The sequence below is a fragment of the Mesorhizobium sp. GW821-FHT07A06 genome (assembly GCF_059419085.1).
Map to the genome: position 1 here is coordinate 454,263 of NZ_JBWKRC010000002.1, position 26,120 is coordinate 480,382.

The window sequence follows — 26,120 nt, forward strand, 5'->3', positions numbered from 1 at the left end:
TTCTGGCGGCGGCCGGATCTCGGATATGTGGCACGGGCGAAGATGCCAGCCGGCTTTGTCGGCTCGCCATGTATCGTAATACGATATAAATTCAAGCCGGTCTGCACCAAAACCGTTTGAGCCTTTTGCCGGAATGGAACAAATGTCTGGAATGACGCAGCCCGGAAAATCTCGCCCCGCCATCAAACAGTCCGACTACCAGCGGCTGTCCGAGTTCCGCTACCTGATCCGCCGCTTCCTCGAATTCAGCCAGGTGCAGGCGGAAGACGCCGGCCTGACGCCGCGCCAGCACCAGGCCCTGCTGGCGATCAAGGGATTTCCGGGCGGCGGACCGGTGACGGTTGGCGACCTGGCGGAACGCCTGCGCATCCGCCACCACAGTGCCGTCGAACTGGTCAATCGCCTCAGCGAGGCGGGCCTGGTCACACGGGATCAGGACAAGGATGACCACCGCCGTGTACTGCTGCGGCTGACCGAGCGCGCCGACGATTGCCTGGCTGAACTGTCGGCGGCGCATCTCGACGAGCTTTCTCGCATCGAACCCATGCTGCGGCGCCTGCTCGACCAGGGTCGCGAGTGACGCGCAGGCGTCTTGCGCCGGATGGCATGGTGATTTTTTGCGGCGCCCGAATCCTTTGACCTCGCCGCAACGTCCAGGGGATGAAGGCCTCAAAGGGAGAGACGCAATCGAAAGGAAGCCCAGCGATGAAACGTCATCTGATACGCTACAAGACCAAACCCGAACGAGCCGACGAGAATGAGCGGCTGATCAAGGCGGTCTTCCAGGAATTGCATGACAAATCGCCGGACGGCGTTCGCTACATGACCTTGCGATCCGGCGACGGGACTTTCGTCCATCTGGTCGAGACGGAAACCGATGCCCATGCCGAGATCATCACCGGATTGGCCGCATTCGAGGCTTTTCAAAACGGCATCAGGGATCGCTGCAGCGAACGTCCGCAACGCGACGAGATGACCGTGGTGGGCAGCTATCGGATGCTGGATGAGTGACAGGGGCAGACGGCGTCATCGAACGGGAGGCTTATGAACATTCCCATTCCCGGCGAGCAGCATCGGCTCTTTGAGCGCCTGTCTGGGGAATTGCGCCCCAAGCTGCACCGCTATTGTGCCCGCATGACGGGCTCGGTCATCGACGGCGAGGACGTGCTGCAGGAGGCGCTGGCCAAGGCATTCGAGGCGTTGCCCAACGCCGGCCCGATCGCCAATCCGGAAGGCTGGCTGTTTCGCATCGCGCACAATACGGCGCTCGATTTCCTGCGCCGGCGCTCCCGCGAAAAGACCACCGCCGATGAGGACCCCGACATGATCGTCGACCCGGTAAACCCCACCATCGATCGTCAGGCCGCGGCCGCCGGGCTGCATACCTTCATGCGTCTTCCCGTCGCACAGCGAAGCAGCGTCGTCATGATGGACGTCCTGGGCTATTCCCTGCAGGAGATCAGCGCGATGCTCGACACCAGCATTCCTGCAACCAAGGCGGCACTGCATCGCGGCCGCGACCGGCTGCGCCGGATCGCCGACGAACCGGACGACCGCCCTCTTCCCAGGCTGGGCGCCACTGAACGACTGCTGCTCGATGCTTACATCGACCGCTTCAATGCCCGTGATTTCGACGCGGTGCGCGACATGCTGGCGCAAGAGGTGCGGTTGGAACTGGTGGCCAGGACACGGCTCAACGGCCGCAAGGACGTCGGCACCTACTTCAACAACTATTCCCGGGTGCAGGATTGGCGTCTTGTGCCGGGCTTCGTCGAAAACAGGCCGGCAATCCTTGTCCGCGATCCTGGCAACCCAATGGCGCGACCCGCCTATTTCATCCTGCTGGCCTGGCAGGACGGCAAGCTCGCCGCCATCCGCGATTTCCGCCACGCCCGCTACGTTGCCGACGGTGCCGAGTTGTTCGTTCCCTGAGACGATCGCCCTTCGGGAGAGCAACTGGGAAGGCCTGTCCTACTGCCCTACTGCAACGACTTCAGCAGATTGTCGATCGTGAACGGATTGGACTTCGGCTTGGCCGGCGGTGGATTGTCGTTGGCCTCAGGCAGCGGCGCACGCTCGACCTTGGGTGCCTGTTCCGCGGCCTTGCGTTCGGCCTCGAGCCTGGCCTTTTCCCGCGAAGCAACGCGCAGCGCTTCTTCCGCCTTCTGCCGCTCCTGTTCGGCCTGTGCCTTGGCGGCTTCGTCGGCGGCTTGCTGCTCGGCCGCGGCCTTTGCCTTGGCGTCGGCATCGGCCTGGGCTTTCGCCTCTTCGTCGGCCTTCGCCTTCGCCTCCGCTTCAGCCTGGGCCTGGGCGTCAGCCTCCGCTTTCGCCTTGGCGTCCGCCTCGGCTTTCAGCCGCGCCGCTTCCTCCTGCCGGCGCAACTCTTCGGCGGCCTTGTCGCGCGCGTCCTGCAGCGCCGCGTAGTAGCGCACCTCGCGCCGCAGCCTCTGCTTTTCGAGCAGCGCCGCCTGCATCGCCTCGACGCGCTGCTGCTCTCTTTCCAGCGCGCGCTGGGTCAGGAACTGCGCCAGCGGCTCGCTGTCGAACCGCCGCGTGACGGCGCCGAAAGGCCCTTCGGCGGTGAAATTGACGACCGGCTCCGAACCGACCAGTGCCTCGTCGCCTGGCCGATAGGTGATCGCGCCCTTGGCGGAGACCGTGCTGGTGTTGAGATCCGCCGTGATGTCGGTGGACAGGGTCGCCGCGGGATTTTCAAGGCTGATCGGCGGCGCCCGCAGCGTGCCGCCGGCAATCGTGAAGGCGATGTCGGCATCCTTGGCGGCGAAACTGCCATCGGCCGCGATCCCGGGCGCGAAGCCGGCGGTCTTTGCCACGTCGATGTCGCGCCCGATCGCATCCGCCTTGGCCAGGAAGGCGCTGAACGCATCGGGATTGACGCCGGCGATCTGCAAGCTTCTCAGCGTCGCGGTACCGGAGCCGGACAGAGCGGCGATCATCGCATCGACCGACTTGCCGCTGGTCGACAGCGTCGTCGAGAAATCGCCGATGCCGCCAACGCCGGCATCCGGCAACACGTTCGCCAGGTCGGCGCCCGCCAGTTTCATCTGGCCGGTGAAGAGCCCGGTGCCTTCATTGTTCTTCAGCTCGAACAGGCCGGTCAACGCACCACCAAGAAGCTTCGCCTTGAGGTCCGAAACCCGGATGCCTTCCTTGTCGAGCTTGAGCGAAAAGGCGGCGTCATAGGCGGTGGCGAACGGTCCGGCGGCAAGCGCTGATGTCGTCAGGTCGAGGTCGGCCGTGAACGGCAGGCTGGATTTCTGGCTGAAGGGCGAGGACGGCCAAACGCCGCCCTTGTCGCTCGCGCTCTTGTCGGCCCCGTTCTTCTTGTCGACAAGGAAAGCGGAATCGCCGAACAGCGCCACGGCCATCGGATCGAGATCGAGCTCATCGAGCGCCAGCGCGCCGGCCAGATGCGGAACGCCGTCCTTGGTGTCGATATTGACGTCGCCGGAGACCGCCGCTTCGTTGACGGCGCCGCTGACACTGTCCAGCACCAGCAGCCCGTTGCCATAGTCGCCCTGGGCCGAGAGCGACGTCGACATGCCCGCTCCCATGCCCGGCAGGCCGATGCCTGTCGTCATCAGCCAGGGTTCGATGTCGGCGGCATCGAGGTCGATCTTGCCTTTGGCGGTTGGCCCTTGCGGCGTGTCGGCGATCGTCCCTTCGAAGCCGGCCTTGAAATCGTTGCCGACAAGGCTGAAAGTCGTCGCGAGACCGCCGCCAAGCGTGCCTTTGGCCTGGATGTCGGTGTGTGCCTCGCCCAGCATGCCAAGCGGCAGCGCCGGCAGGCCGTAAAGCGCCAGCAGTGCCGTGGCATCCGGGTTCTTGGCGTTGAAGGTCAGCGTCACCGGTGCCTCAAGCAGTCTGTCCAGCGCGCCCTTCCCCGACAGCGAAGCCGAAAAGGCCGAGCCTCCGGCGTTACCCTGCCCGCTTACTGCCAATCCCGTCGTGCCGTCGCCATTGTCGGCGGCGCTCGCCACAAGGTCGACACGGGCATCCTGGAACAGGTCCGGATAAGCGGCGGCACGGCTCGACAGCCCCTTCAGCACCGCACTGTCGGGATAATGCTGCGTGGCAACGTCGATCAGCGGCTTGAGGTCGACAGCGACGACGGAAGCGTCGAGCTTGCCGGTGGGGCTGGCCGGAAAATCCTTGATCCGGCCCGTGGCGCTGATCGAGGCGCCCGCCAGCCCGCCGACCGACAACCGGTCGACTTCAAGCAAACCGTCACGCAGCCTGAGCGCGGTGTCGACCGTGTCGGCGGTCAACCCGCCGGCACTGACCGGCCCGGCCTTGATCTGGAAATCGAGATCGCGGTCGGCGAAGCGGTTGGCCCCCTTGTCGCTGACGAAGATCGAGGCGAAGGCCGCCAGCCCATCGACGTCAAGCTCGCCGCCTTCAAGCCGCATCAGCACCGATGGCCTGGCTTCGTCAGGCTGGCTGGAATCGATGCGTCCGGAAAACTTCGCCTTGCCCAGGATCAGTTCGAGGTCGCTGAAGGCCTGGCGCTTCTCGGAGAGATCGACCTTGGCCTTGAAGCCGGCGGCGGGCAGACGGCGGATCGCCTCGTCGACATCCTTCGACAGCCAGGCGGCAAAACCGGATGGCTGCGCCACAGCCAGCAGCAGCGAGCCGGTGAAGCCGAAATGGTCCTCGACGCTCAGCATGCCATTGGCCTCCAGCGTCGTGCGGCCGGGCAAGGTCGCGGCGAGTGATTTCACCGACCAGCCCCCTTCGACCGGCTCGGCGGAAAGATGGACGTCGCGGACCGTCGTATCGCCGGCCACCACCGCCGGCAGCTTCACCTCGACGGTGCCGGGTATGGTCGGCTTCGGCAGCCCGAGCAGCGCTTGCTCCAGCCCGGCAATGCGCTGTTCGAGCGTCAGGCCGGCCCCGGCCTGGGCGCCGACCGCCTCGTCGAACTGTACCTGCGCGCCATTGGCCTCGATGGCGAAGCTGGGCTTCTGGCCGAGATCGACCGAGGCCTTGCCGTCGGCTGTATAGGGGTTGTCCAGCGGCCCGGTCTCGAAGCGGAATTCGTCGACGCCGAGCTTCTGGTGGTCGAGCGAGAACTTGCCGTTCAGCCGGAAACCCGGATCGGGCTTGCCGGCGCTGACCTTCACCGGCTCGCCATCGTTGCCGCGCAGTTGGGCGCTGTTCTTGTCGGCGCCAGAAATCTTGAACTGGCCGGAATAGACGGCGGCGCCGTTGACGATGCCGGCATTGCCGTCGGTCTCGATGACCAGCGGATAAGCATCGGGATCGGCCTTCAGCCGCAGCCGCATCTGGCCATTGCCTTCGGCCTTGCCGGTCGACGCCGCCACAGTGGTGCGCAACCCGTCCAGCCGCAACGTGCCGTCCATGCGCCATGGGCCGGCCAGCGACTTGGCCGAAATGGTCGAGTTGATTTCGGAAAAGACGTGGCTGCGCCCGCCCGCTGCATGGCGCAGTTCGACCTGCCCCTCCGTCACCGTCAGCTTCTCGATCGAGATCTGGTTGAGATCGAAGGGCGAGGATGGCCGTATCGCCCAGTCGACCGTGCCGTCATTGGCAATATCGATGGTTGCCTTCGGGTGCACCAGCCGCATGTCGAAGATCAGCACCTCGCCGCGCAGGAAGGGTGCCAGTTCCGCATCCATCGAAAACGTCTCGACGGTCATGGCCGGCTGGCCGTTGGGGCCACCGGCGACGGCGACGTTGGAGAACGTCACCGAGGGGAATGGCAACAGCCTGGCCGTGGCGTCGCCCTGCACGGTCACCTTGCGGCCGAGGACGGCGCTTGCCTCGCGCTCGAACTGAGCGCGGTAGCCGGTCCAGTCGACAAAATACGGTCCCACCAGCGCCGCGCACAGCACCAGAACGAACAAGCCACCGAAGATCACGAACAGGCGTGCGAGCATCAGCTCCGAACAGGTTGATTGAAATTCTGCCGCACTCTACCCGCATCCGCGTGTCGATAAAGAGGCAATTCATCCAGTATTGCGTCATCCCGGGCGATCTGAAACAAATCCGGGAAAAGCGGAGATTATCGGATGTCGAGCAAGAATTGGGACCGTGTGCCGATCGATGCGCAGAGCGTCGATGCTCCGCTTTCGCAATCGGCGATTTTCCTCGTCGTCACGGTCGCCGCGGAACAGCCGGCCCTGGCCAAGGTTTGTTCCGTGCTCGGCGAGCTTGACGACCTGGTCAAGACTGTCGGGTTCCGCGACCTCGGCGGCCACCTGTCGTGCATTTCCGGCATCGGCCGCGATCTCTGGGACCGTCTCAGCCCGGGCCGGCGGCCGCTGGAACTGAAACCATTCGCGCCGATCAAGGGAGCGGTCCACTCGGCGCCCTCGACACCGGGGGACCTCCTCTTCCACATCCGGTCCGAACGGCCCGACATGTGCTTCGAGTTCGAGCGTATCCTGCTCGACAGGCTTGGTCCCGATGTGACCGTCGTCGACGAGGTGACGGGCTTCCGCTACTTCGATGCCCGCGACCTGCTCGGCTTCGTCGACGGCACCGCCAACCCGACCGGCCTCGACTTGCCCGCCTCGGCACTCGTGGGCGACGAAGATGGCGACTTTGCCGGCGGCAGCTATGTCGTCGTCCAGAAATATCTGCACGATATGCAGGCCTGGGCGCGCATTCCGACGCCCGAGCAGGAGGCGATCATCGGCCGAACCAAGATCGACAACATCGAGATCGATGATGACGACGCGCCACGCAAATCGCACAAGTCGCTGGCCACGATCGAGGATGCAGACGGCAATGAATACGACATATTGCGCGACAACATGCCGTTCGGCAGGCCCGGGCAGAACGAGTTCGGCACCTACTTCATCGGCTATAGCAGGTACCTCTGGGTCACCGAGAAAATGCTGCAGCGCATGTATGTCGGCGACCCGCCGGGGGCTTACGACCGGCTGCTCGACGTCTCGACACCGCAGACCGGCACGACATTCTTCGCGCCAACCCGTCCCATGCTGCAAACCCTTGTCCAGAACGCGCAGGACCAAATTCCCGCCGCACGGTAAAGCGGCGGGCCGACAGCCATTGTCCGCAGGGACCTCAGCGTGCGTCGCGCTTGGCTTGCGCCACCTTGGCTGCCTTGCGCTGCCGGCCGAGTTCGGCCGGACGGACCAGCTTTGGCGCCCGCTCATTGGCCACGGCCCGCATGCCGTTGTGAGCTGTGCGTGAATTGTGCGCGGGACCATCCGCTGCCGCACCTTGCTTCAAGGCCAGCGCCTTGCGTGCGTTCCCGACCAGGGAAACGCGGGCCGCCAGTTGGCGTCGCCGTTCGGCCTCGCCATTCAGCCGCCGCATGGCCATGGCCAGTACCGCCAGCTTCACCTGCGAGCCACCATCGGACTTTGAAGGTGTAGTGCCTTTCGGCGCACCCTTGCCACGGATCTCGCGCCGACGGCGGTGCGCTTCGGTCTGCGCCTTGTCGCGCCGCTCCCGCAGCAGCTTGACCAGACCGGAAAGGTCGGCGTCGGAAAGGTCCTGCACCGCCGGATGGTGCGACTTTTCCACCAGTTCCCTTTCATCGGCGCTCAGCGCGCGCGCTTCTTCCTTGCGTGAAATGGCCATCACGGTCCTCCTCAGCTGACGTGCCTGTTCTTTCAGGCCGCCTCGGAGCGTCGGCCCGAATGGTGGCGCGGTCAAGACGAGCCTTTTCGTGAGGCCCTACCCCATATCGGGCAATATCTTGCCGGGGTTCATGATGTTTTGCGGGTCCAGCGCCTGCTTGATGGTGCGCATGATGTCGACGCCGTGGCCGAGTTCGCGGCGCAGGAAGCCGATCTTGCCCTGGCCAATGCCGTGCTCGCCGGTGCAGGTGCCATCCATGGCGATCGCCCGCAGATTGAGCCGCGCGACGAACTTTTCCGACAGCGCGATCTCGTTCGGGTCGTTCACATCCATCAGCACCAGCACGTGGAAATTGCCGTCGCCGGCATGGCCGACGATCGGCGCGATCAGGCCCATCTCGGCGATGTCGGCTTCGGTTTCGGTGACACATTCGGCAAAGCGCGAGATCGGCACGCACACGTCGGTCGACAGGCCCTTGGCGCCCGGCCGCAGCGTCAGCGACGACCAGTAGGCATCGTGCCTGGCCTTCCACAGTTTGGTGCGCTCCTCGGCAACGCTGGTCCACAGGAACGGGCCGCCGCCATTTTCCTCGGCGATCATGCCGAACGTCTCGGCTTGCTCGGCTACGCTGGCGTCGCTGCCATGGAACTCGACGAACAGGCACGGGCTCTCGGGATAGTCGAGCTTGGAATAATTCTTCATCGCCCGCATCTGCAACCCGTTGACCAGTTCGATGCGCGCCACCGGAATACCCATCTGGATCGTCGCGATGACGGCGTTGCAGGCCGCCTCTACGCTCGGGAACGGACAGACGCCGCCCGAGATTGCCTGCGGAATGCCTTGCAGCTTCAATGTCAGCGAAGTGATGATGCCGAGTGTGCCTTCCGAGCCGACCAGCAGCCTGGTCAAATCGTAGCCGGCCGAACTCTTTTTGGCCCGCTTGCCGGTCGTCACCGTCTCGCCGTCCGCCATGACCGCCGTCAGCGACAGCACGTTCTCGCGCATCGTGCCGTAGCGCACCGCATTGGTGCCGGAAGCCCGCGTCGCCGCCATGCCGCCAAGCGAGGCATTGGCGCCCGGATCGATCGGAAAGAACAGGCCGGTGTCGCGCAGATGCCGGTTCAGATCCTCGCGTGTCACGCCAGGCTCGACCGTGCAGTCGAGATCTTGCGGGTTGACCGAAAGAATACGGTTCATGCGCGACATGTCGACCGAGATGCCGCCGCCCGGCGCGTTGGTGTGGCCTTCCAGCGAGGAGCCGACACCGAAGGCGATGACCGGCACGCGATGCGCCGCGCAGGCGCGCACGATCTCCTGCACCTCGGCCGTCGTCTCCGGGAAAGCGACGCCGTCGGGCGCCTGCGTCGGGATATAGGTGGTGGTGTGCGCGTGCTGCGAGCGGATGGCCTGCCCCGTCTGGAAGCGCTCGCCCAGCTGTTGCTTGAGGATGCCGAGCACCGCCGCGATGCCTTCCTCGTTGCGTTCGACCGGATTGAGGTCGCTCAGAGCCATGAATTCCTCCGCGAATGGACCAGCGCCCACGCTTGTTTTGCAGCTATGGATGCCTAAAGCAATTCCGGGAAAAGTGCGAAGCGCTTTTCCTGGGAAAGCCGCATGCGCATTCCCTGGGGAATTGCGTCAGAACAAAAGAGCCTCCGCAGTCACACTCTGTCCAGCACCAGAACAAGGAAGTTTCGATGCCCATCCCCGCCCCCTTCGTCTCCAGGCCCATGGACATCGAGAAAGACTGGATCGATTACAACGGCCATCTCAACATGGCCTATTACAACGTCCTGTTCGACCGCTGCTCGGATGAGGCTTTCGAGGCGATGGGCATGGGGCTGGACTATGTGAAGGGGCGCCGTCTCACCATCTACACCGCCGAGGTCCATGTCTGCTACGTCCAGGAACTGCATCTCGACCACAAGGTCACGGTCTCCTTCCAACTCATCGACCATGACGCGAAGCGGCTCAGGTCCTATCAGGAAATCCGCCATGTCGACGGCTGGCTCGCCGCCACTTCCGAGACGCTGTCGCTGCATGTCGACATGGCGGGGCCGAAGGTCGCGCCCTTCCCCGCCGATGTGCTGGCCAGGATCGAAGCCATGCGCGCCGCCCATTCGGTGCTGCCCATGCCGGAGCGCGCCGGCCGCGCGATCGGCATCAAACGCAAGTAGGGCGAAGCCGATATCCATGCGGATTCGGCACGGCGAGGCATTGGGTCTGACTTCAAAGCCACACCCTGAACTCAAAATCGCGGAGCCCCCGATATCCACCGGCAGCGGTGCTTGAAGCGGGTTTGGACCGGCATTAACCTTACCGAGGTTTTAACGGGAACAAGCCAATTGAGCCGTTGAACGACTCAGCGGAGCGGTCGAAAACCATCCGCATAGAGCTGTTTACGAGCGGCGGGGCGAAGCCGGTTCGAGGGACGTGCATGAAAACCGACATCAAGGTCGAGGTGGACAGGCTGGCCGCTGATCCGCGCATATCGGACTATGATTTCTGGCGATCGATCAAGAACGTCGACAATGAAATCTTCCATATCGCCAACAACAACGAGCCGATCCCGTTCGACATGATCCGCTGGCGCAGCATTTTGAAGCGCGCCCGCCTGAAGCGCGGCCACGCATAGCGTCCGCGAGTCGGCATCAGAAAAATCGGGCGACCGAATGGGTCGTACCGTTTCACGGCGGTCGCCTGACTGCCGCCAGCGGTGAACGTGCCGCCACCGGCGATGACTGGATGATGGCCGTATTCGTCATCGCATAGGGGATGATGCGGTCGATCACCCGTTCGAGTTCGGCCACCGAGCCGACATGGGCGAGCGCGATGAAGCAATCCTCGCCGGTCACCCGGTCGCATTGGGCGATCTCCGGCAGCTCGAGAATGATGTCGGCGACGATCGACAATTGTCCCGGCACCGGCCGGATGCGCAGCCACGCCGACAGCGTCAGGCCAAGCGCGGCGGGATTGATCCGGACGCAATAGGCTTCGATGACACCATTCTCCTGCAGCCGCTTGATGCGCTCGGCGACACTGGGCGCCGACAGGCCGACCGAGCGCGCAAGCTCCGCCGTGCTGGTGCGCGCATCCGTTTCCAGCAGGCGCAGGATTTTCACATCCGCCGCGTCGAGATCGGCATTTTCAGTTCGAAGGCGCTTCAACGAAAACTCCTTTCTTTCGGGAGCGAAATTGCCGGAGAATTCGGCCATTCGCCATATCAAGTAGAAAAACTGCCTGCGATACTGATCCGATGAACGATCAGACGCAAGCGCCAGCTGCCGGCCCTGCCATCAACGGCCCCGTGCTCGACACCCTGGCGGGAAGGTTGCCGCCGCATGTCTGGTTCGGCGTCAGCGCAATCTTCCACTATCTCGGCCCGGCCTTCGCGGTGCTGCTGTTTCCGCATGTCGGCGTTTTCGGCATGGCGTGGCTGCGCATCGCCACAGCGGCGCTGATCTTCGCGTCGCTGACGCGCCCCTGGCGAAGCTTCACTCGCGCCGATCCCGCAACGCGCCTGCTGCTGCTGGCTTTCGGCGCCTGCCTGGCGGTGATGAATTGCTCGTTCTACCTTGCGCTCGACCGCTTGCCGATCTCGCTGGTGGCGGCGATCGAATTCGTCGGCACCATCGGCGTCGCGCTCGTCGGCCTCAGGAGCGTCCGCAACCTGACTGCCCTTGCCGTCGCGGTTGCCGGCACCTTGATGCTCATCGACGTCAGATGGTCCGATGATCCCGTCGGCCTGTTCTGGGCCTTCCTCAACGGCGCGCTGTTTGTCGGCTACATCGTGCTCGGCCACCGCGTCGCCCGTTCCGGCGCCGGCGACGGCATTGCGGGCCTCGGCGCCGCCATGGCGGTCGCCTTCGTCGTCGTGCTGCCAATCGGCTTCGCGGATGCGCTGCCCGCCTTTTTCTCACCGACGCTGCTGGTCGCCGCCATCGGCGTCGGTATCTGCTCCTCGGTCATTCCCTATATCTGCGACCAGCTTGCCATGTCGCGGTTGCCGCGCTCGAGTTTCGCCCTGATGCTGTCGCTGCTGCCGGTCACGGCAACGCTGATCGGCATCGTCGTGCTGCGCCAGATTCCGAGCCTGATCGATTGCCTCGGCATCGCACTGGTGGTTGCCGGTGTCGCCTTTCACAAGCCTGCGCCCAGCGGCTAGTCGCAGGAAAGCCTTTATCTTCAACTGCTTGCAGAACTGCCGAGTCGGTTCCCGATCTCGCCTGACTGCGACAAGACGCTTAAGATTGAACCAATTTCGCCTTTAAGCCGTTGTCCCCTACGAAAACGGCTTGGAGTGACACCATGGACTGGAAACGGACCAGGGAGCCTGCCGACGCTTGGCACATGACGGATGACCTTCATGTCGAGCATGGCAAGGGCGACCCGTTCGCGGCGGCGATTCGCGCTACCCGTATGTCGATGATCATCACCGATCCTCGGCGGCCTGATAACCCGATTGTCTTTGCCAATGACGCTTTCCTGCGGCTGACCGGCTATGAGCGACAGGAAGTGCTGGGCAAGAACTGCCGCTTCCTGCAGGGGCCGAAAACCGACAAGGCCGCTGTCGAGCAAATCCGCGCGGCGATCGCGGACAACGCCGATGTCAGCGTCGACATCCTGAATTATCGCAAGGATGGTTCGACCTTTTGGAACGCGCTCTACATCAGCCCTGTCTCCAACGACAAAGGCGAGGTGCAGTTCTTTTTCGCCTCGCAACTCGATGTCTCGGATCGCAAGCGCTCGGAACATCGCATCACCGCCGACAAGGATCGCTTCGAGAAAGCGGTGAAGGAACGCACCGCCGAGCTGGAAGCAGCCCTTGAGGCGCAAACCACCTTGCTGCACGAAGTCGATCATCGGGTGAAAAACAATCTGCAGATGATCTCATCGCTCATCATCATGCAGCGCCGGACCATAAAGGATGAAGCGATCAGGCATTCGTTGACCACCATGCTGGAGCGCATCGAGGCACTCAGCACCGTGCATCGCCGGCTCTACCAGTCGAAGGATGTCAGCCGGTTCGACGTCTCGGATTTCGCCAAGGACCTGGTGACGGATCTTCTGACGGCGTCGGGGCGATCCGGGATCAAGTCGAACCTTGAACTCGAACCCATTGTGATTTCGGCAGAGAAGGCGACGCCTGTCGCGCTGATGGTCAATGAACTCGTCACCAATGCCTTGAAGCATGCTTTCAAGGAAGGGCCGGACGGGACCACGGCGGGCCGTATCGGCATCAAGATGAGCCAGCCCGACGGCCATTTCAACATCGAGGTCTCGGACGATGGCGTCGGCATGGCCGAAGCCAATGGCGATGCCTCGTTCGGCATGCGGCTGATCAAATCGCTCGCCCGCCAGTTGCACGCCGATATCGAATGGCGTGACGCCGGCCCCGGCACCAAGGTCGTGATCTCGATGCCAAACGAACCGCAGCAAAAAGGACACTCCCATGACTGAACCACTCAAGGTCCTGATCGTCGAGGACGAAGCGCTGTTGGCGATGGAACTGGAAAGCCTTGTCGAGGAAGCCGGCCATAGCGTCGTCGGCTGGGCGACGTCTTCGGCGGAAGCAAAAAGCATGGTCGAGTCCACGGATGCCGACATCGCCTTTGTCGACATCCACCTTACCGACGGTCCGACCGGCGTCGACGTGGCCCACTATATCGGCGAAAAGAAACGTTCGATGGTGGTGTTCATGACCGCCAATCCGAAGCGAATCCCCGACCATTTCGCCGGCGCTATCGGCGTCATCGCCAAGCCCTATACGATGAACGGGCTGACGTCGGCGTTGCGGTACCTGCAGGAGGGCGTGCGCCGCCCGCCTCCGGTTTCGACACGTCCAGCCGGATTCACCCTGTCGCCGGCCTACGCGGCGGTCTGGGCGCCAGCGGCCTGACGTCCTACGCCAGTTTCTCCTTCAGGAAGGCGATCGTCCTGCCCCAGGCGAGATCGGCCGCCTTCTTGTCATAACGCGCGGCCGACGTATCGTTGTTGAAGGCATGGTTGGCGCCTTCATAAACATAGACCGTGTATTCGACATGCGCGGCATCGAGCTCCTTCTTGAAGGCGTCGATGCCGGCATTGGTGCGATCGTCGAGGCCGGCATAGTGCAGCAGCAGCGCGGCCTTGATCTTCGACACATCGGCGGCCTTCGGCTGCATGCCGTAATAGGCGACGCTCGCCGCGAGATCCGGCGCTTTGACGGCCAGCATGTTGGCCGTGCCGCCGCCCCAGCAGAAGCCAATGGCGCCGACCTTGCCATTGCCGTCCTTGTCGGCCTTCAGGAAAGCGACGGTCGCGACGCCGTTGGCGACAGTCTGCGCCGGGTCGAGCTTCGTGAACATGTCACGCGCCTTGTCCTCATCGGCGGGTGTGCCGCCAAGCGGCGACAGGAAGTCCGGCGCCAGCGCCACGAACCCCTCCAGCGCCACGCGCCGGGCGACGTCGCGTATATGCGGGTTGAGCCCCCTGTTTTCATGGATGACGATGACGGAGCCGAGCTTGCCGGCCTGGTTTGCCGGTTTGACCAGATAGCCCTTCATCTCGCCGCCGCTGCCCGGATAGGTGATCTCCTCGCCTTTCACCCGCGGATCGTTGTCGGCGACGATTGCCGCGTGGGCGGAGTTCGCCGCCAGCATCGGCGCGATCGCGGCCGCCGCGGCACCCGATCCGGCAAGCCTGGTCAGCTGTTCCATGAAGCGCCGGCGGTCGAGCGTCAGATGCGTGTATTCGTCATAGGCGTCGATCATCGCCTGGGTGATGGCGGGCTTGTCGGTGGCGGTGGATTTGGTCATCGGCGCACTCCTCGGTCTCGCTATCTCGATGCGACGTCCCGTCGTTCGCAAGATAGGGGTGGGCCTTGCATCGTCCAGTCACGGAGCGGTGACGCCCCGTCTCTCCGGCAAGGCGCGGCGCCATCATCCCAATTGGCGTCATCACAATTTTGTCATCGACGACAAATCTTGATGGCACCGCCACAATAGTGGGGGAAACTGACCATACGGCCGCCCCATGGCGCGGCCACGGTCCTGAAAGGATCGATCTGAAAGGAAGCCGCCGATGACCATGCCCTCGCCGATCCTGGCAACCGCCTTTATCGTTGCCGCAGCCGCGATCCTGGCGATGCGCGCGGCCTTTGTAGCGGCGAGCCGGAAGTCCATGGTCAAGGTCCGCGTCCGCCAGCGCCATCCGGCAAACACGAAAACCAAAGGTTGAGGTGAAGTCATGGACGTACAGGATATCGTGAACACCGTTTCGCAGAAGGCCGGCCTTGACCAGGCAACGACGGAAAAGGTCGTCGGCACCATTTTCTCGGTACTGGAGCACGAGGCGGAAGGCACCAGCGCCTCATCCTTCTTCGCCAAGATTCCGGGCGCCGATGCACTGGCACAGAAATATGACGTCATGGCCGCCGCCCCTGCCGGCGGCGGTGGCGGCTTCCTGTCCTCGCTGCAAGGCGCGCTTGGCGGCGTTCTCAGCGAGAAGGCAGGCGCGCTGGTCAACGGCCTCGCTGCCCTCAAGGCATCCGGCCTCGATCTGGCGCAGATCCAGAAGGCTGGCGAGACGCTGGTCCAGCAAGCCGAAGCCGCGGCCGGCCCCGATCTGACCAACCAGGTGCTGGGCTCGGTGCCCAGCCTGAAAAGCCATCTCGGGCTCGGCTGATCGTCAATTCGCCGAGCTTGCCCCTAGGCAACCCACTGCCTACTTGGGCAGCGCGTAAGCCATCACATAATCCCCTGGCTTGGTGCCGACCGAGCCGTGGCCGCCGGCGACGATGACCACGAACTGGCGTCCGTCGGCGACCGTATAGGTCATCGGCGTCGACTGACCGCCGGCAGGCAGCCGCGCCCGCCAGAGCTGCTTGCCCGACGTCAGGTCGTAGGCGCGCAGATAATCGTCGACCGCGGCACCAAGGAAGGCGACGCCACCGGCGGTGATCATCGGCCCGCCAATGCCGGGCACCCCGACCTTCAGCGGCAGCGGCAGTGGCGTCATGTCGTAGACGGTGCCGTTGCGGTGCTTGTAGTTGATCGTGCCGGTCCTGAGATCCACCCCGGCGACATACCCCCACGGTGGCGCCTGGCAGGGAACGCCGAGGGGAGACAGGAACGGCCCCATCACAACCGCATAGGGCGCGCCTTCATTGCGGTTGAGCCCCTGCTCGCTGCCCTTGGTGTCGTCGCCCGGCGCCGGCACGTCGGCGCGCGGAACGAGCCTGGACGTGAAGGCGAGATAGGTCGGCATGCCGAACATCACCTGCCGCACCGGATCGACCGCCACGCCACCCCAGTTGAAGGTGCCGAAATTACCGGGATAGATCAGCGATCCCTGCACCGAGGGCGGCGTATAGCGGCCTTCGTAGCGCAGTTTGTGGAAGGCGATGCGGCAGGCCAGCTGGTCGAACATGGTGATCCCCCACATGTCGGCTTCGATCAGCGGCTTCGGGTTGAAGGAGAGATCGGACGAAGGCTGCGTCGGCGACGCATGGTCGCCCTCGATGGCGCCGCCGGGCGCCGGCACTTCCTTGACCGCGATCACCGGCTCGCCGGTGCGCCGGTCGAGCACATAGAGGTCGCCCTGCTTGGTCGGCCCGACCAGCGCGGGCACGATCGTGCCGTCGGCCTTGGTGATGTCGATCAGGCTCGGCTGCGCCGGCACGTCCATGTCCCACAGGTCGTGGTGCACGGTCTGCCGCACCCATTTCAACTGCCCGGTATTGAGATCGAGCGCGGTGATCGAGGAGGAGAACTTCTCGACATTGGCGCTGCGTCCGGCGCCGAGCTGGTCCGGCGTCTGGTTGCCGAGCGGCACGTAAAGCAGGCCAAGCTTCTCGTCGGCGCTCGGCGTCGACCACATGTTGGGCGAGTTGGCGGTGTAGGTCTGGCCGGCCGGCAGCGGCGTCGTCTGGTCCGGATTGCCGGAATCCCAGTTCCACAGCAGCTTGCCCGTGCTCGCATCATAGGCGCGGATAACGCCCGACGGCTCCTGCGTCGAATAATTGTCGTTGACCGCGCCGCCGACGATGATCTTGCCGCCCGCGATCAGCGGCGCCGAGGTCGAATAGTAATAGCCTGATTTCGGGTATGGCATGTTGGTCAAGAGATTGAGTGTGCCGGCCTCGGCGAAGGCGGGACAGACCTGCCCGTTGGCGGCGTCGAGCGCGATCAGCCGGGCATCCGAGGTCGGCAGGTAGACGCGGGTCGCGCAAGGCTGGCCGGCGGCGCCGGCGGCATCGGCATAATAGGACACGCCGCGGCAGGTCTGGTGCTGGCGGTCCTTGTCGAGCTTGATCTTGGGGTCGTAGCGCCATTTTTCCTTGCCGGTCGCGGCGTCGACCGCGATGGCGAAATTGTGCGGCGTGCATATATAGAGTGTGTCGCCGATCTTGAGCGGTGTCACCTGGTATGTGGTCTCGCCGACATCGTCCGGCCCCTTCACGTCGCCGGTGCGATAGGTCCAGGCCGGCTGCAGATTGGCGACATTGTCCGGCGTGATCTGGTCGAGCGGCGAATAGCGCTGGCCGAATTGCGTGCGGCCATAGAAGTGCCACTCGCCGGCCGGCACGTCGCCGCCGAGATTGGCGTTGGGGGTCACCTTGTCGGTGTCAAGCGCGCCGGCGATGTCCTTCGGGTCCGTGGTCATCGAATAGCCGGCCACCGCCAGTGAGGCCAGCACGGCCAGGATCAGCGGCGCGCGCCCGTCAGGACCGGCAAGGCCCCGCCGCGCCCACGGCGTCAGCAGCCATAGCGCCACCAGCACGATGATGCCGCCGCGCGGGCCGAGTTCCCACCAGTCGAAGCCGGTTTCCCACACCGCCCAGGCCAGCGTGCCGAGCACGATCGCCGCGTAGAGCCACAGCGCGGTGGAGCGGCGCCGGTAGAACAGCCATGCGGTGATCAGGAACGCGAGGCCCGATATGATGTAGTACCAGCTGCCGCCCAGCGAGGCCAGCCAGATGCCGCCAGCGCCAATTGTCAGACCGAGGAGAAAGAGAACAAGGGAGGTGATGGTTACAGCCAAGATGATACTCCTTCGACTGTTGCGCGCTTCTCGCGGCCATGGGCAACCCGGCATTGCGTTCCTGCCCGGCACACAACTTTCTCCCGCCCGCCTCGCCTGTCAAGCTTGTGCCACGGGCCCAGGGGCAGTGCTCGGTCTAGCTGCAAATGCGCGGCGGGTTGAGCGTCATGCGTGCCAAGGTGGCCGGATAAGCGGCTTTACCGGGAACAAAACGTAGACAGTTCTGGTCTTTCCCAACCGAATCACTACATTCGGGGACGATGTCCGGCTTTTCCGAAGACATGCCCTTTTTCGACGAACCCAATGCGCGGCCCACGGCCCCGTCGGGCATTGCCGCGCGCGCCATGGCTGCCCGCGGCGGCCACAACAATGCGCCGGACTATCTCCGGGGGCTGAATCCGGAACAAAGGCTGGCGGTGGAGACCACCGAGGGTCCTGTTCTGGTGCTGGCCGGCGCCGGCACCGGCAAGACGCGCGTGCTCACCACCCGCATCGCCCATATTCTCGCCACGGGGAAAGCCTTCCCCTCGCAGATTCTGGCCGTGACCTTCACCAACAAGGCCGCGCGCGAGATGAAACAGCGCATCGGGATTCTGATCGGCGAAGGCAATGTCGAGGGCATGCCGTGGCTGGGCACCTTCCACTCGATCGGCGTGAAGCTGCTGCGCCGCCATGCTGAGCTCGCGGGTCTGCGTTCCGACTTCACCATCCTCGACACCGACGATGTCGTGCGGCTGATCAAGCAGCTGATCCAGGCCGAGGGCCTCGACGACAAGCGCTGGCCGGCCAAACAGTTCGCGCAGATGATCGACGGCTGGAAGAACAAGGGTCTCGGCCCCGCCGAAATCCCCGAGGGCGACGCACGCAGCTTCGCCAACGGCAAGGGCCGCGAGCTCTACAAGGCCTATCAGGAGCGGCTGCAGACGCTGAACGCCTGCGACTTCGGCGACCTGCTCTGTCACCCGATCCGCATCTTCCGGGCCAATCCGGATGTGCTGAAGGACTATCACCGGCGCTTCAAATACATCCTCGTCGACGAATACCAGGACACCAACACCGCCCAGTACATGTGGCTGCGCCTGCTGGCACAGCGGTCGGACAGCGGGCGTGGGTCAACGTCGACGGATCTGCGATCGGCCGAAGGCCGCAAGCCCGACCAGGCGTCGGCCGGCCAGGCCGCCCCCGCGGAGGCCCGCGAGCGAAGCTCGCGTGCGGCCGTGAGCGAAAACAAAGTCAACATCTGCTGCGTCGGCGACGACGATCAGTCGATCTATGGCTGGCGCGGCGCCGAGGTCGACAACATCCTGCGCTTCGACAAGGATTTTCCCGGCGCCACCATCATAAGGCTCGAGCGCAACTACCGCTCGACCGCGCATATACTCGGCGCTGCTTCGCATCTCATCGCCCACAATGAGGGCCGTTTCGGCAAGACGCTGTTTACTGACCGCAACGACCCCGAGGACGGCAAGGTCAATGTCCACGCCGCCTGGGATTCCGAGGAGGAAGCCCGTGCCATCGGCGAGACCATCGAGGCCTATCAGCGCCAGAAGCATAATCTCAACGACATGGCGATCCTGGTGCGGGCGTCCTTCCAGATGCGCGCCTTCGAGGACCGCTTCATCACGCTCGGCCTGAACTACCGCGTTATCGGCGGCCCGCGCTTCTACGAGCGCATGGAAATCCGCGACGCGCTGGCCTTCTTCCGCGTCGTTGCCAACAGCGGCGACGACCTCGCCTTCGAGCGCATCGTCAATGTGCCGAAGCGCGGCCTGGGCGAAGCCACCATCCGCCAGATCCACGACACGGCGCGCGCCCTGCGCATTCCGATGCTGGAGGCCGCCGGCAATCTCGCCGAAAGCGACGAGTTGAAGCCGAAGCCGCGCGCCGCTTTGCGCGAAGTGGCCGCCAATTTCGAGCGCTGGCAGAAGGCGCTGGAAACCAAGCCGCACACCGAGCTCGCCGAGACCATTCTCGAGGAGAGCGGCTATACCGACATGTGGAAGAACGACCGCTCGGCCGAAGCGCCGGGTCGGCTGGAGAACCTGAAGGAACTGATCCGCTCCATGGAGGAATACGAGTCGCTGCGCTCGTTCCTCGAACATGTGGCGCTGGTCATGGATGCCGAGCAGAATGCCGGGCAGGACGCCGTCTCCATCATGACACTGCATTCGGCCAAGGGCCTCGAATTCGAGACGGTTTTCCTCCCCGGCTGGGAGGAAGGCCTCTTTCCCCACCAGCGCGCGCTCGATGAGGGCGGCCGCTCCGGGCTGGAGGAAGAGCGCCGGCTGGCCTATGTCGGCCTCACCCGGGCCAAGAAGAACCTGCATATCTGGTTCGTCTCCAACCGCCTCATCCACGGGCTCTGGCAATCGACCATCCCGTCGCGCTTCCTCGAGGAGCTGCCGGAGGCCCATGTCGAGGTCGCGGAAAGCGGCAACAGCTATGGCGGCTATGGCAATTCCTACGGCGGCGGCTCATTCGCCTCCGGCCGCGGCGGCCGCCAGAACCCCTACGGCGCGTCGCGCTTCGACAATGTTGGCGCCAACAATGGCGGCACCGAGAAATCCGGCGCCTTCTCCAACACCTATTCTACGCCCGGCTGGCAGCGCGCGCAGGCCAACCGCACCGAGGCGACAGACCGCAACTGGGGTTCGCGCTCCGGCCACCAGGTCGAGCGCATCGGCTATGGCGAGACAGACAGCGGCTACGGCGCCGGCCGCACGAGCGTAAAGGGCCGCACCATCGACGGCGAACTGGTCGCCAAATCCGTCTCCGACACGCCGTCCGCCTTCAGCGTCGGCGACCGCGTCTTCCACCAGAAGTTCGGCAACGGCAATATCTCGGCCATCGAGGGCAACAAGCTGACCATCGACTTCGACAAGGCAGGGCAGAAACGCGTGCTGGACGGGTTCGTCGCGGCGGTGTGAACCGAACCCTGCGGGCTTCGCGCAAAGCCGGCGAAGGCAATCAATCCACCTTCTTCTCCCCCCGCTCGCCGGCCTTGACGATATCGCCCGTCGTGAACAGGATTTCCTTCAGTTCCGCCCGCCAGTCCTTCTTCTGGCGCAGCAGGAATTCCAGATCCATGCCGAAATGCTTGAACTCCTCGCCTTGTGCGTTCTTCATGATCGCCTTGGCCTGAGGGTCCTTCTCCACCGAAATGCGCTGTTCGTACCAGCCGATCGCTTCCGCCTCCTCGATCAGCGAGGTGATCATGCGGGCAAAGGTCCGCACCTTCTGCGGCAGTTCTTCAGGCGGCTCGTGATACTGGTCGAAACCCATGTCGTCCTCCGTGGTTCACTCCATGAATGCCTGGGAATGGTGCCGGTTCCGCATCATCGCTGCAATTCGGCCAATGCCCTTTCCAGCGGCGCCGACGAAATCTGGATCGGTCCGGAGAACGCCACATCCATGTCCAGGATCAGGTAGATCGCCCCGGCGATCAGCGCGGCCGACACTATGAGGGTTCCGGCGGTGATTGTATTCTTCGGTGCCCTGAACCCGAAACTGGCGAAGATCAGCGCCAGCCAGGTGACCAGCATGGCGATCAGCGGCCAGGGAATCGTACCCTCCGACTGCTCGACAAGGACCCAGCGCAGTTCCAGCACCTTCTGCAGGCGCTGGCGTCCATCCTGCAGAAGGGAACCGCGTACAGCGTCGGGAGGGGTCAGCCCATTCAGCCGCACACCAATCTCCGTCAGCAGGCGTTCGGACAGCTGATTGGCGGCGATGGTCGTTTCGCTATCTTGCGACGAGGTCTCCACCACCCGCTGCACATAGGCGACCAATGGTTGGCGCACCGCGTCGGTTTCCGGGCCATACTGGCGCAAGGTCCTGTCGAGCAGGATCAGCTCCGTCGCATAGGCGTGCACGTTGTGATCGATCGATTCGAAGGTGTTCTTGGCCGAGTTGATCATCAGGCCGAGTATCAGCGAGGTCATGACCCCGAACAGATTGGCGGCGAGCCTAACCACCGTGTTCGTGTCGTCATCACGATGCCTGGCCGGCAATCTCGGCCAGATCGTCATGCTGGCGAACGCCGACGCCGCCAGGCACAGGAAAATCACCAATGCGATCAAGGCTTCGCGCATGAAGCGCATTTCTGCACGGGACGCACCAATTGCCAATGCCAGGGCGACCCATCGAAGGCGAAAGTCGAGGGTATTCGTGGTTCCAATGCGATATGGCAGCGCCTTGCCGGGCCAAAAGGTGGCACGCTAGTGTCCTCTTGTCCGCAAACAGGGCAATTCGAGCAGCAAGGAGGTCGGCATGTCTGGAAGATCATCCTTGCCGCTCCTCTGGCGCCGGCCGCTGCTGCCGGCCCTGCTTGTGCTGCTGGCGGCGGCGATCTTCCTCGCCGACACGATCACCAATCTGGAGATCGCGGTCGCGGTCTTCTATGTCGCCATTGTCCTGATCGCGGTGCGCTATCTCGACCAGCGCGGCGTGGCGATGGTCGCGGCGGCCTGCATGGCGCTGACCGTGCTGAGTTTTTTCCTCACGCGGGCGGGTTCGGTGCCGGCAGGCGTGATCAACTGCGCCATCAGCCTGGTGGCGATCGCCGTCACCGCCTATCTGGCGCTGCGCACCGCCGCCGCTGAGGCGTCCGCCCGCGAAGCACAGGCACAGCTCGCCCACATCACGCGGGTGACGATGCTGGGCGAGTTGACGGCCTCGATCGCCCACGAACTCAACCAGCCGCTGGCGGCGATCGTGTTGAACGGCAACGCCGCCCGGCGCTGGCTGGCGGCTGGCAACCCGGATGAGGCCGGCAAGGCGGCCGAGCGCATCGTCAGGGATGCCGAACGCGCCAGTGACCTGATCAGGCGCCTGCGCGACCTGACGCGCAAGGCAGCCGGCAAGGCCGTCCGGCTGGATGTCAATCAGCTGATAGCCGAGACGCTGACCCTGGTGGAGAACGAGGCCGGCAGAAGCCATGTCTCCTTGCGGACAGAACTCGCCGGCAAGCTGCCTCGAGCCGAGGCCGACCCGGTGCAGATCCAGCAGGTCATCCTCAACCTCATTCTCAACGCGATCGAGGCGACGAGCGGCGAGCAGGAGCGCGACGTGACAATCGTCACCAGTGCCGGCAAGCCCGGCGAGATCGTGATCGAAGTCCGCGATTCAGGCCGTGGCCTGAGCGGCGTCCAGCTCGACCATGTCTTCGACGCCTTCTACACCACCAAGCCCGAGGGCCTGGGCATGGGGCTTGCCATCAGCCGCTCGATCATCGAAAGCCATGGCGGACGCATCTGGGCCCAGCCGGCAATGCCGCGCGGTGCCGCATTCTTCTTTTTGCTGCCGGCAGGCCGGACAGGATCGCGCGGGTCGAACCAATGAAGCAAGCCAGCGGATCGGAAACGAGCAAACCGGAACAGATCGTTTTCGTCATCGACGACGATCCCGCCATGCGCGAGGCGCTCGACAGCCTGCTGCGCTCGGTCGGGCTGGATATCAGCTGCTTCGGTTCGGTCGCCGAATTCCTGGGAGCGCCGCGGCCGGACATCCCCTCCTGCCTTGTGCTGGACGTGCGCCTGCCCGGCAAAAGCGGCATGGACTTCCAGAAAGAGCTCCCTCGTTCCGATGCGCCGCTGCCCGTGATCATCATGACCGGTCACGGCGATATCGCCATGTCGGTGCAGGCGATGAAGACCGGAGCCGTCGATTTCCTGCCAAAACCGTTCCGAGAACAGGACCTGCTCGATGCCATAGCCGCCGCCCTGGACAAGGACCGGTCGCGGCGGGCGCAGAAAGCCGAGATTGATATCCTGCGCGAACGCCTGGCGACGCTGAGCGAAGGCGAGCGCGGCGTCGTCGCGCTGGTGGTCCAGGGACGGCTCAACAAGCAGGTCGCCGGCGATCTCGGCGTCAGCGAGATCACCGTCAAGGTCCGCCGCGCCCGCGCCATGCGCAAGATGCAGGCCGGCTCGCTGGCCGAACTCATCAAAATGGCCGCCAAGCTCGGAATCTGACCCCTTCAAGCCGGCGGATAAACCGTTATTTTCCAATGCGTTGCCAGCGCGTCCCTTTCCACGGGATCTGCCTCCTTATGCCTTGGTATCAAGCCATATACCTAAGATTCCGGCGCTCGCGTTGACACGCTGCAAGCCATGGGCGTAAGGCGGCGTGGCTTCGGCTGACCGAGGCATCAACTCGAGATCGAACAGGTTATGGACAGCTATCCCAGTCGCTGTCCGGATCCAGCCCCAGGCACGGTCCGGACACTGGCCCCATCAACAGATTTGGTTTCCGGCATGTGGCGCCGGTCGGGCCTCGGCAGGGCATAACCCGCCTGCGGCTCGCCCTGCCGTCCCGCCGGACCGCGAGAGGTGAGCCATGAACACCAATGTCATTCCCTTCCGCGCGCGCCCCTTCGCGCGCTCCGCTTCAACTGTACGGCCGTCTGTTGCAACAACGCGCGGCCTGGCAGGCGAGGCCGGCTTCACCATGCCGCCGACCCGGCTCGTCTGCGTCTGGCGACGCGGCACGGTGAGCGGCCGCCTGGAGTGCCGCTGGACGCAGGAGCAAAAACCCGTTTCCGAAGAGGGCGTCAGTCGTCGAACGGCCCTGCCACGGCACGCCGCCTGAGCCCCTCTTCGACGCCGTCCAAACCTCCGCGCTGACGGCCGCGCCCTGGCGCCCGGCGCGACCGCCTCCCGGTCGAAGCCTTTCGCATGCCCGCAACCATCCGGGCTTTCTCCCATACCGCAATCGGCCCATCATCCGGAGGCCCGTCATGATCTTCCTGCCTCACAACCGCAATTCCCTGGGCGAGGCCGCGGCCCTCGCGCGTGGACGCATCGCTCCCAACATCTACGACACCGTCGCCTTCGCCATGCTGGTGGCCTTGCTGGTGCTTCTGGCGCATGGCGCCGCCGGCATGCGCGCGCCAACGACACTGCTCACCACCTCGCCGGTGACGCTCGATCTCGCCAACCTGCCGGAATACGCGCTGCGCACCACGCTGCGCATGTTCGCCGCCATCATCGTGTCGCTGATCTTCACCTTCACCGTGGCGACGCTGGCCGCCAAGAGCCGCCGTGCCGAGATGGTGATCATTCCCGCGCTCGACATCCTGCAATCAGTGCCGGTGCTGGGCTTCCTGACCTTCACCGTCACCTTCTTCATGGGCCTGTTTCCCGGCAGCCAGCTCGGCGCTGAATGCGCGGCTATCTTCGCCATCTTCACCAGCCAGGCCTGGAACATGGCGTTCTCGTTCTACCAGTCGCTGCGCACGGTGCCGGGCGACCTCGACGAGGTCAGCCGTGGCTTCGGCCTGTCGGCCTGGCAGCGGTTCTGGCGGCTGGAGGCGCCGTTCGCGGCCCCCGGCCTGGTCTGGAACACGATGATGTCGATGTCCGGCGGCTGGTTCTTCGTCGTCGCCTCGGAAGCCATCACCGTCGGCAACACCACCGTGCAACTGCCTGGCATCGGCTCATGGCTGGCGCTCGCCATCGACAAGCAGGATTTCAGGGCCGTCGCCTGGGCCGTGATGGCCATGGGCGTGCTCATCCTGCTCTATGACCAATTGCTGTTCCGGCCCGTTGTCGCCTGGGCCGACAAGTTCCGTTTCGAGCAGACCGCCGGGCAGGAAAAGCCCCGCTCCTGGGTCTACGATATCCTGCGCCGGGCCCGGTTGCTGCAGACCGTGGGATTGCCGATCGTATGGCTCTGGCAGCGCGCCATGCTGCTACGACTGGGCAAGCGTGCCATGCCGGCAGCGTCCGCCGCATCGCGCCGCTTCTCGCGCGCGCTCGACATCGCCTGGCTGGGACTGGTGCTGATTGTGGCCCTGTGGGGCGTGGTCGAGACGGTCCTGTATCTCAGGCAGACCCTTGGCTGGAACGATGTGGCCGAAGCCTTCAGCGGTGGCCTGCTCACCTTGCTGCGCGTGGTCGTGCTGATCGCCGTGGCCAGCGTGATCTGGGTGCCGATCGGCGTCTGGATCGGCTTGCGGCCGGCGGTCGCCGAACGCGTACAGCCGCTGGCGCAATTCCTCGCCGCCTTCCCCGCCAACGTACTGTTCCCGTTCGCGGTGATCGCCATCGTTGCCACCGGCGCCAACCCCAGCATCTGGCTGTCGCCGCTGATGGTGCTGGGCACGCAATGGTACATCCTGTTCAACGTCATCGCCGGCGCCAGCGCCTTCCCTTCCGATCTCAAGGAGGCAGCCAGGGTCTTCAAGATACGGTCCTGGTCGTGGTGGAAGAACGTCATGCTGCCGGGGATTTTCCCCTATTACATCACTGGCGCGCTGACCGCCTCCGGCGGTTCGTGGAACGCCTCGATCGTCGCCGAACTGGCAAGCTGGGGCAACACCAGGCTCGAAGCCTTCGGGCTCGGCTCCTACATCGCCAAGGCCACCGAGGCCGGCGATTTTCCGCGCGTCATCCTCGGCATCGCCGTGATGTCGCTCTTCGTCACCCTCTTCAACCGCACCCTCTGGCGTCCGCTCTATGTCTACGCCGAACGCCGCATGCGGCTCGACTGACCCCCACTCT

General features: G+C 64.4%; 24 protein-coding genes. 15 read left to right on the forward strand and 9 right to left on the reverse strand.

Annotated features, from left to right (window positions below; genetic code table 11):
- The first annotated feature begins 142 nt into the window (after window positions 1-142).
- From AC07SZ_RS07685 to AC07SZ_RS07695, 3 genes are all read left to right on the forward strand, one after another.
- Window positions 143-580 carry a MarR family winged helix-turn-helix transcriptional regulator gene (locus AC07SZ_RS07685; protein ID WP_056573138.1) on the forward strand — a complete coding sequence of 146 codons (438 nt, stop codon included), beginning with the start codon at window positions 143-145 and terminating at the stop codon, window positions 578-580.
- A 125-nt stretch (window positions 581-705) separates the two neighbouring features.
- Window positions 706-1,011, forward strand: a complete 306-nt coding sequence (locus AC07SZ_RS07690; protein WP_056573141.1) for a hypothetical protein — start codon at window positions 706-708, stop codon at window positions 1,009-1,011.
- Between the two features lie 33 nt (window positions 1,012-1,044).
- Window positions 1,045-1,932, forward strand: coding sequence for a sigma-70 family RNA polymerase sigma factor (locus AC07SZ_RS07695; RefSeq protein WP_494913873.1), 888 nt, complete (start codon window positions 1,045-1,047; stop codon window positions 1,930-1,932).
- Window positions 1,933-1,979: 47 nt separating this feature from the next.
- Here AC07SZ_RS07695 and AC07SZ_RS07700 read toward each other — a convergent pair whose 3' ends face one another.
- Entirely contained in the window at window positions 1,980-5,921 is a 3,942-nt protein-coding gene (locus tag AC07SZ_RS07700) for an AsmA family protein (RefSeq protein ID WP_494913874.1), read from the reverse strand.
- Between the two features lie 132 nt (window positions 5,922-6,053).
- On the opposite strand from AC07SZ_RS07700, the gene AC07SZ_RS07705 reads away from it, so the two are divergent.
- Window positions 6,054-7,040, forward strand: coding sequence for a Dyp-type peroxidase (locus tag AC07SZ_RS07705; RefSeq protein WP_494913875.1), 987 nt, complete (start codon window positions 6,054-6,056; stop codon window positions 7,038-7,040).
- 34 nt (window positions 7,041-7,074) lie between these two features.
- Here AC07SZ_RS07705 and AC07SZ_RS07710 read toward each other — a convergent pair whose 3' ends face one another.
- Both AC07SZ_RS07710 and AC07SZ_RS07715 read right to left on the reverse strand, forming a co-directional pair.
- Window positions 7,075-7,596 (reverse strand): hypothetical protein, encoded by a 522-nt coding sequence (locus tag AC07SZ_RS07710; RefSeq protein ID WP_056573519.1) that lies wholly within the window; start codon window positions 7,594-7,596, stop codon window positions 7,075-7,077.
- A gap of 96 nt (window positions 7,597-7,692) precedes the next feature.
- Complete coding sequence (locus tag AC07SZ_RS07715; protein ID WP_494913876.1) at window positions 7,693-9,108, reverse strand: FAD-binding oxidoreductase; 1,416 nt, start codon at window positions 9,106-9,108, stop codon at window positions 7,693-7,695.
- Window positions 9,109-9,293: 185 nt separating this feature from the next.
- Between AC07SZ_RS07715 and AC07SZ_RS07720 the strand changes: the two genes are divergently transcribed.
- On the forward strand, window positions 9,294-9,773 hold the full coding sequence (locus tag AC07SZ_RS07720) for a thioesterase family protein (protein ID WP_056573155.1): 480 nt from the start codon (window positions 9,294-9,296) through the stop codon (window positions 9,771-9,773).
- A 260-nt stretch (window positions 9,774-10,033) separates the two neighbouring features.
- A complete protein-coding gene (locus tag AC07SZ_RS07725) occupies window positions 10,034-10,231 on the forward strand; it encodes a hypothetical protein (protein ID WP_056573157.1) in 198 nt (65 codons plus the stop codon).
- A gap of 52 nt (window positions 10,232-10,283) precedes the next feature.
- On the opposite strand, the gene AC07SZ_RS07730 is transcribed toward AC07SZ_RS07725, so the two are convergent.
- On the reverse strand, window positions 10,284-10,763 hold the full coding sequence (locus AC07SZ_RS07730; protein WP_494913877.1) for an Lrp/AsnC family transcriptional regulator: 480 nt from the start codon (window positions 10,761-10,763) through the stop codon (window positions 10,284-10,286).
- Window positions 10,764-10,852: 89 nt separating this feature from the next.
- On the opposite strand from AC07SZ_RS07730, the gene AC07SZ_RS07735 reads away from it, so the two are divergent.
- From AC07SZ_RS07735 to AC07SZ_RS07745, 3 genes are all read left to right on the forward strand, one after another.
- Window positions 10,853-11,761, forward strand: coding sequence for an EamA family transporter (locus tag AC07SZ_RS07735; RefSeq protein WP_494913878.1), 909 nt, complete (start codon window positions 10,853-10,855; stop codon window positions 11,759-11,761).
- Window positions 11,762-11,904: 143 nt separating this feature from the next.
- On the forward strand, window positions 11,905-13,056 hold the full coding sequence (locus AC07SZ_RS07740; RefSeq protein WP_281410905.1) for a PAS domain-containing protein: 1,152 nt from the start codon (window positions 11,905-11,907) through the stop codon (window positions 13,054-13,056).
- Complete coding sequence (locus AC07SZ_RS07745) at window positions 13,049-13,495, forward strand: response regulator (RefSeq protein ID WP_056573166.1); 447 nt, start codon at window positions 13,049-13,051, stop codon at window positions 13,493-13,495. Before AC07SZ_RS07740 ends, AC07SZ_RS07745 begins: the two co-directional genes overlap by 8 nt.
- 4 nt (window positions 13,496-13,499) lie before the next feature.
- Here the strand turns inward: AC07SZ_RS07745 and AC07SZ_RS07750 are convergent, their stop codons facing one another.
- Both AC07SZ_RS07750 and AC07SZ_RS07755 read right to left on the reverse strand, forming a co-directional pair.
- Window positions 13,500-14,393, reverse strand: coding sequence for a dienelactone hydrolase family protein (locus AC07SZ_RS07750; protein ID WP_494913879.1), 894 nt, complete (start codon window positions 14,391-14,393; stop codon window positions 13,500-13,502).
- A gap of 141 nt (window positions 14,394-14,534) precedes the next feature.
- On the reverse strand, window positions 14,535-14,765 hold the full coding sequence (locus AC07SZ_RS07755) for a hypothetical protein (protein ID WP_494913880.1): 231 nt from the start codon (window positions 14,763-14,765) through the stop codon (window positions 14,535-14,537).
- A gap of 58 nt (window positions 14,766-14,823) precedes the next feature.
- Here AC07SZ_RS07755 and AC07SZ_RS07760 point away from each other — a divergent pair, with 58 nt between their 5' ends.
- On the forward strand, window positions 14,824-15,261 hold the full coding sequence (locus tag AC07SZ_RS07760; protein WP_494913881.1) for a hypothetical protein: 438 nt from the start codon (window positions 14,824-14,826) through the stop codon (window positions 15,259-15,261).
- A gap of 39 nt (window positions 15,262-15,300) precedes the next feature.
- Here the strand turns inward: AC07SZ_RS07760 and AC07SZ_RS07765 are convergent, their stop codons facing one another.
- Window positions 15,301-17,619: a glucose/quinate/shikimate family membrane-bound PQQ-dependent dehydrogenase gene (locus AC07SZ_RS07765; RefSeq protein ID WP_281410904.1), complete on the reverse strand. Its 2,319-nt coding sequence runs from the start codon at window positions 17,617-17,619 to the stop codon at window positions 15,301-15,303.
- A gap of 260 nt (window positions 17,620-17,879) precedes the next feature.
- Between AC07SZ_RS07765 and AC07SZ_RS07770 the strand changes: the two genes are divergently transcribed.
- The gene (locus AC07SZ_RS07770; RefSeq protein WP_056573177.1) at window positions 17,880-20,546 is read left to right on the forward strand and encodes an ATP-dependent helicase; all 2,667 of its coding nucleotides are present in this window, start codon (window positions 17,880-17,882) and stop codon (window positions 20,544-20,546) included.
- A gap of 40 nt (window positions 20,547-20,586) precedes the next feature.
- Here AC07SZ_RS07770 and AC07SZ_RS07775 read toward each other — a convergent pair whose 3' ends face one another.
- The gene (locus tag AC07SZ_RS07775) at window positions 20,587-20,901 is read right to left on the reverse strand and encodes a ferritin family protein (RefSeq protein WP_056573180.1); all 315 of its coding nucleotides are present in this window, start codon (window positions 20,899-20,901) and stop codon (window positions 20,587-20,589) included.
- 53 nt (window positions 20,902-20,954) lie between these two features.
- Window positions 20,955-21,710: a bestrophin-like domain gene (locus tag AC07SZ_RS07780; RefSeq protein WP_056573522.1), complete on the reverse strand. Its 756-nt coding sequence runs from the start codon at window positions 21,708-21,710 to the stop codon at window positions 20,955-20,957.
- A gap of 178 nt (window positions 21,711-21,888) precedes the next feature.
- Here AC07SZ_RS07780 and AC07SZ_RS07785 point away from each other — a divergent pair, with 178 nt between their 5' ends.
- The 4 genes from AC07SZ_RS07785 to AC07SZ_RS07800 all read left to right on the forward strand — a co-directional run bounded on the left by AC07SZ_RS07785 (window position 21,889) and on the right by AC07SZ_RS07800 (window position 26,110).
- Window positions 21,889-22,959 (forward strand): sensor histidine kinase, encoded by a 1,071-nt coding sequence (locus AC07SZ_RS07785; protein WP_494913882.1) that lies wholly within the window; start codon window positions 21,889-21,891, stop codon window positions 22,957-22,959.
- On the forward strand, window positions 22,956-23,591 hold the full coding sequence (locus AC07SZ_RS07790) for a response regulator transcription factor (RefSeq protein WP_494913883.1): 636 nt from the start codon (window positions 22,956-22,958) through the stop codon (window positions 23,589-23,591). The genes AC07SZ_RS07785 and AC07SZ_RS07790 overlap by 4 nt, the downstream gene beginning before the upstream one ends.
- A gap of 364 nt (window positions 23,592-23,955) precedes the next feature.
- Window positions 23,956-24,207 carry a hypothetical protein gene (locus AC07SZ_RS07795; protein ID WP_494913884.1) on the forward strand — a complete coding sequence of 84 codons (252 nt, stop codon included), beginning with the start codon at window positions 23,956-23,958 and terminating at the stop codon, window positions 24,205-24,207.
- A 148-nt stretch (window positions 24,208-24,355) separates the two neighbouring features.
- Entirely contained in the window at window positions 24,356-26,110 is a 1,755-nt protein-coding gene (locus AC07SZ_RS07800) for an ABC transporter permease (RefSeq protein ID WP_494913885.1), read from the forward strand.
- The last annotated feature ends 10 nt before the right edge of the window (window positions 26,111-26,120 follow it).

What these genes read in the sequence shown, in the direction of transcription:
- AC07SZ_RS07720 (WP_056573155.1), top strand. Translation starts at nt 9,294, where the DNA reads ATGCCCATCCCCGCCCCCTTCGTCTCCAGGCCCATGGACATCGAGAAA.
- AC07SZ_RS07700 (WP_494913874.1), bottom strand. Translation starts at nt 5,921, where the DNA reads ATGCTCGCACGCCTGTTCGTGATCTTCGGTGGCTTGTTCGTTCTGGTG.
- AC07SZ_RS07800 (WP_494913885.1), top strand. Translation starts at nt 24,356, where the DNA reads ATGATCTTCCTGCCTCACAACCGCAATTCCCTGGGCGAGGCCGCGGCC.
- AC07SZ_RS07790 (WP_494913883.1), top strand. Translation starts at nt 22,956, where the DNA reads ATGAAGCAAGCCAGCGGATCGGAAACGAGCAAACCGGAACAGATCGTT.
- AC07SZ_RS07795 (WP_494913884.1), top strand. Translation starts at nt 23,956, where the DNA reads ATGAACACCAATGTCATTCCCTTCCGCGCGCGCCCCTTCGCGCGCTCC.
- AC07SZ_RS07785 (WP_494913882.1), top strand. Translation starts at nt 21,889, where the DNA reads ATGTCTGGAAGATCATCCTTGCCGCTCCTCTGGCGCCGGCCGCTGCTG.
- AC07SZ_RS07710 (WP_056573519.1), bottom strand. Translation starts at nt 7,596, where the DNA reads ATGGCCATTTCACGCAAGGAAGAAGCGCGCGCGCTGAGCGCCGATGAA.
- AC07SZ_RS07690 (WP_056573141.1), top strand. Translation starts at nt 706, where the DNA reads ATGAAACGTCATCTGATACGCTACAAGACCAAACCCGAACGAGCCGAC.
- AC07SZ_RS07725 (WP_056573157.1), top strand. Translation starts at nt 10,034, where the DNA reads ATGAAAACCGACATCAAGGTCGAGGTGGACAGGCTGGCCGCTGATCCG.
- AC07SZ_RS07745 (WP_056573166.1), top strand. Translation starts at nt 13,049, where the DNA reads ATGACTGAACCACTCAAGGTCCTGATCGTCGAGGACGAAGCGCTGTTG.
- AC07SZ_RS07685 (WP_056573138.1), top strand. Translation starts at nt 143, where the DNA reads ATGTCTGGAATGACGCAGCCCGGAAAATCTCGCCCCGCCATCAAACAG.
- AC07SZ_RS07775 (WP_056573180.1), bottom strand. Translation starts at nt 20,901, where the DNA reads ATGGGTTTCGACCAGTATCACGAGCCGCCTGAAGAACTGCCGCAGAAG.
- AC07SZ_RS07770 (WP_056573177.1), top strand. Translation starts at nt 17,880, where the DNA reads ATGTCCGGCTTTTCCGAAGACATGCCCTTTTTCGACGAACCCAATGCG.
- AC07SZ_RS07740 (WP_281410905.1), top strand. Translation starts at nt 11,905, where the DNA reads ATGGACTGGAAACGGACCAGGGAGCCTGCCGACGCTTGGCACATGACG.
- AC07SZ_RS07760 (WP_494913881.1), top strand. Translation starts at nt 14,824, where the DNA reads ATGGACGTACAGGATATCGTGAACACCGTTTCGCAGAAGGCCGGCCTT.
- AC07SZ_RS07780 (WP_056573522.1), bottom strand. Translation starts at nt 21,710, where the DNA reads ATGCGCGAAGCCTTGATCGCATTGGTGATTTTCCTGTGCCTGGCGGCG.
- AC07SZ_RS07705 (WP_494913875.1), top strand. Translation starts at nt 6,054, where the DNA reads ATGTCGAGCAAGAATTGGGACCGTGTGCCGATCGATGCGCAGAGCGTC.
- AC07SZ_RS07735 (WP_494913878.1), top strand. Translation starts at nt 10,853, where the DNA reads ATGAACGATCAGACGCAAGCGCCAGCTGCCGGCCCTGCCATCAACGGC.
- AC07SZ_RS07715 (WP_494913876.1), bottom strand. Translation starts at nt 9,108, where the DNA reads ATGGCTCTGAGCGACCTCAATCCGGTCGAACGCAACGAGGAAGGCATC.
- AC07SZ_RS07695 (WP_494913873.1), top strand. Translation starts at nt 1,045, where the DNA reads ATGAACATTCCCATTCCCGGCGAGCAGCATCGGCTCTTTGAGCGCCTG.
- AC07SZ_RS07750 (WP_494913879.1), bottom strand. Translation starts at nt 14,393, where the DNA reads ATGACCAAATCCACCGCCACCGACAAGCCCGCCATCACCCAGGCGATG.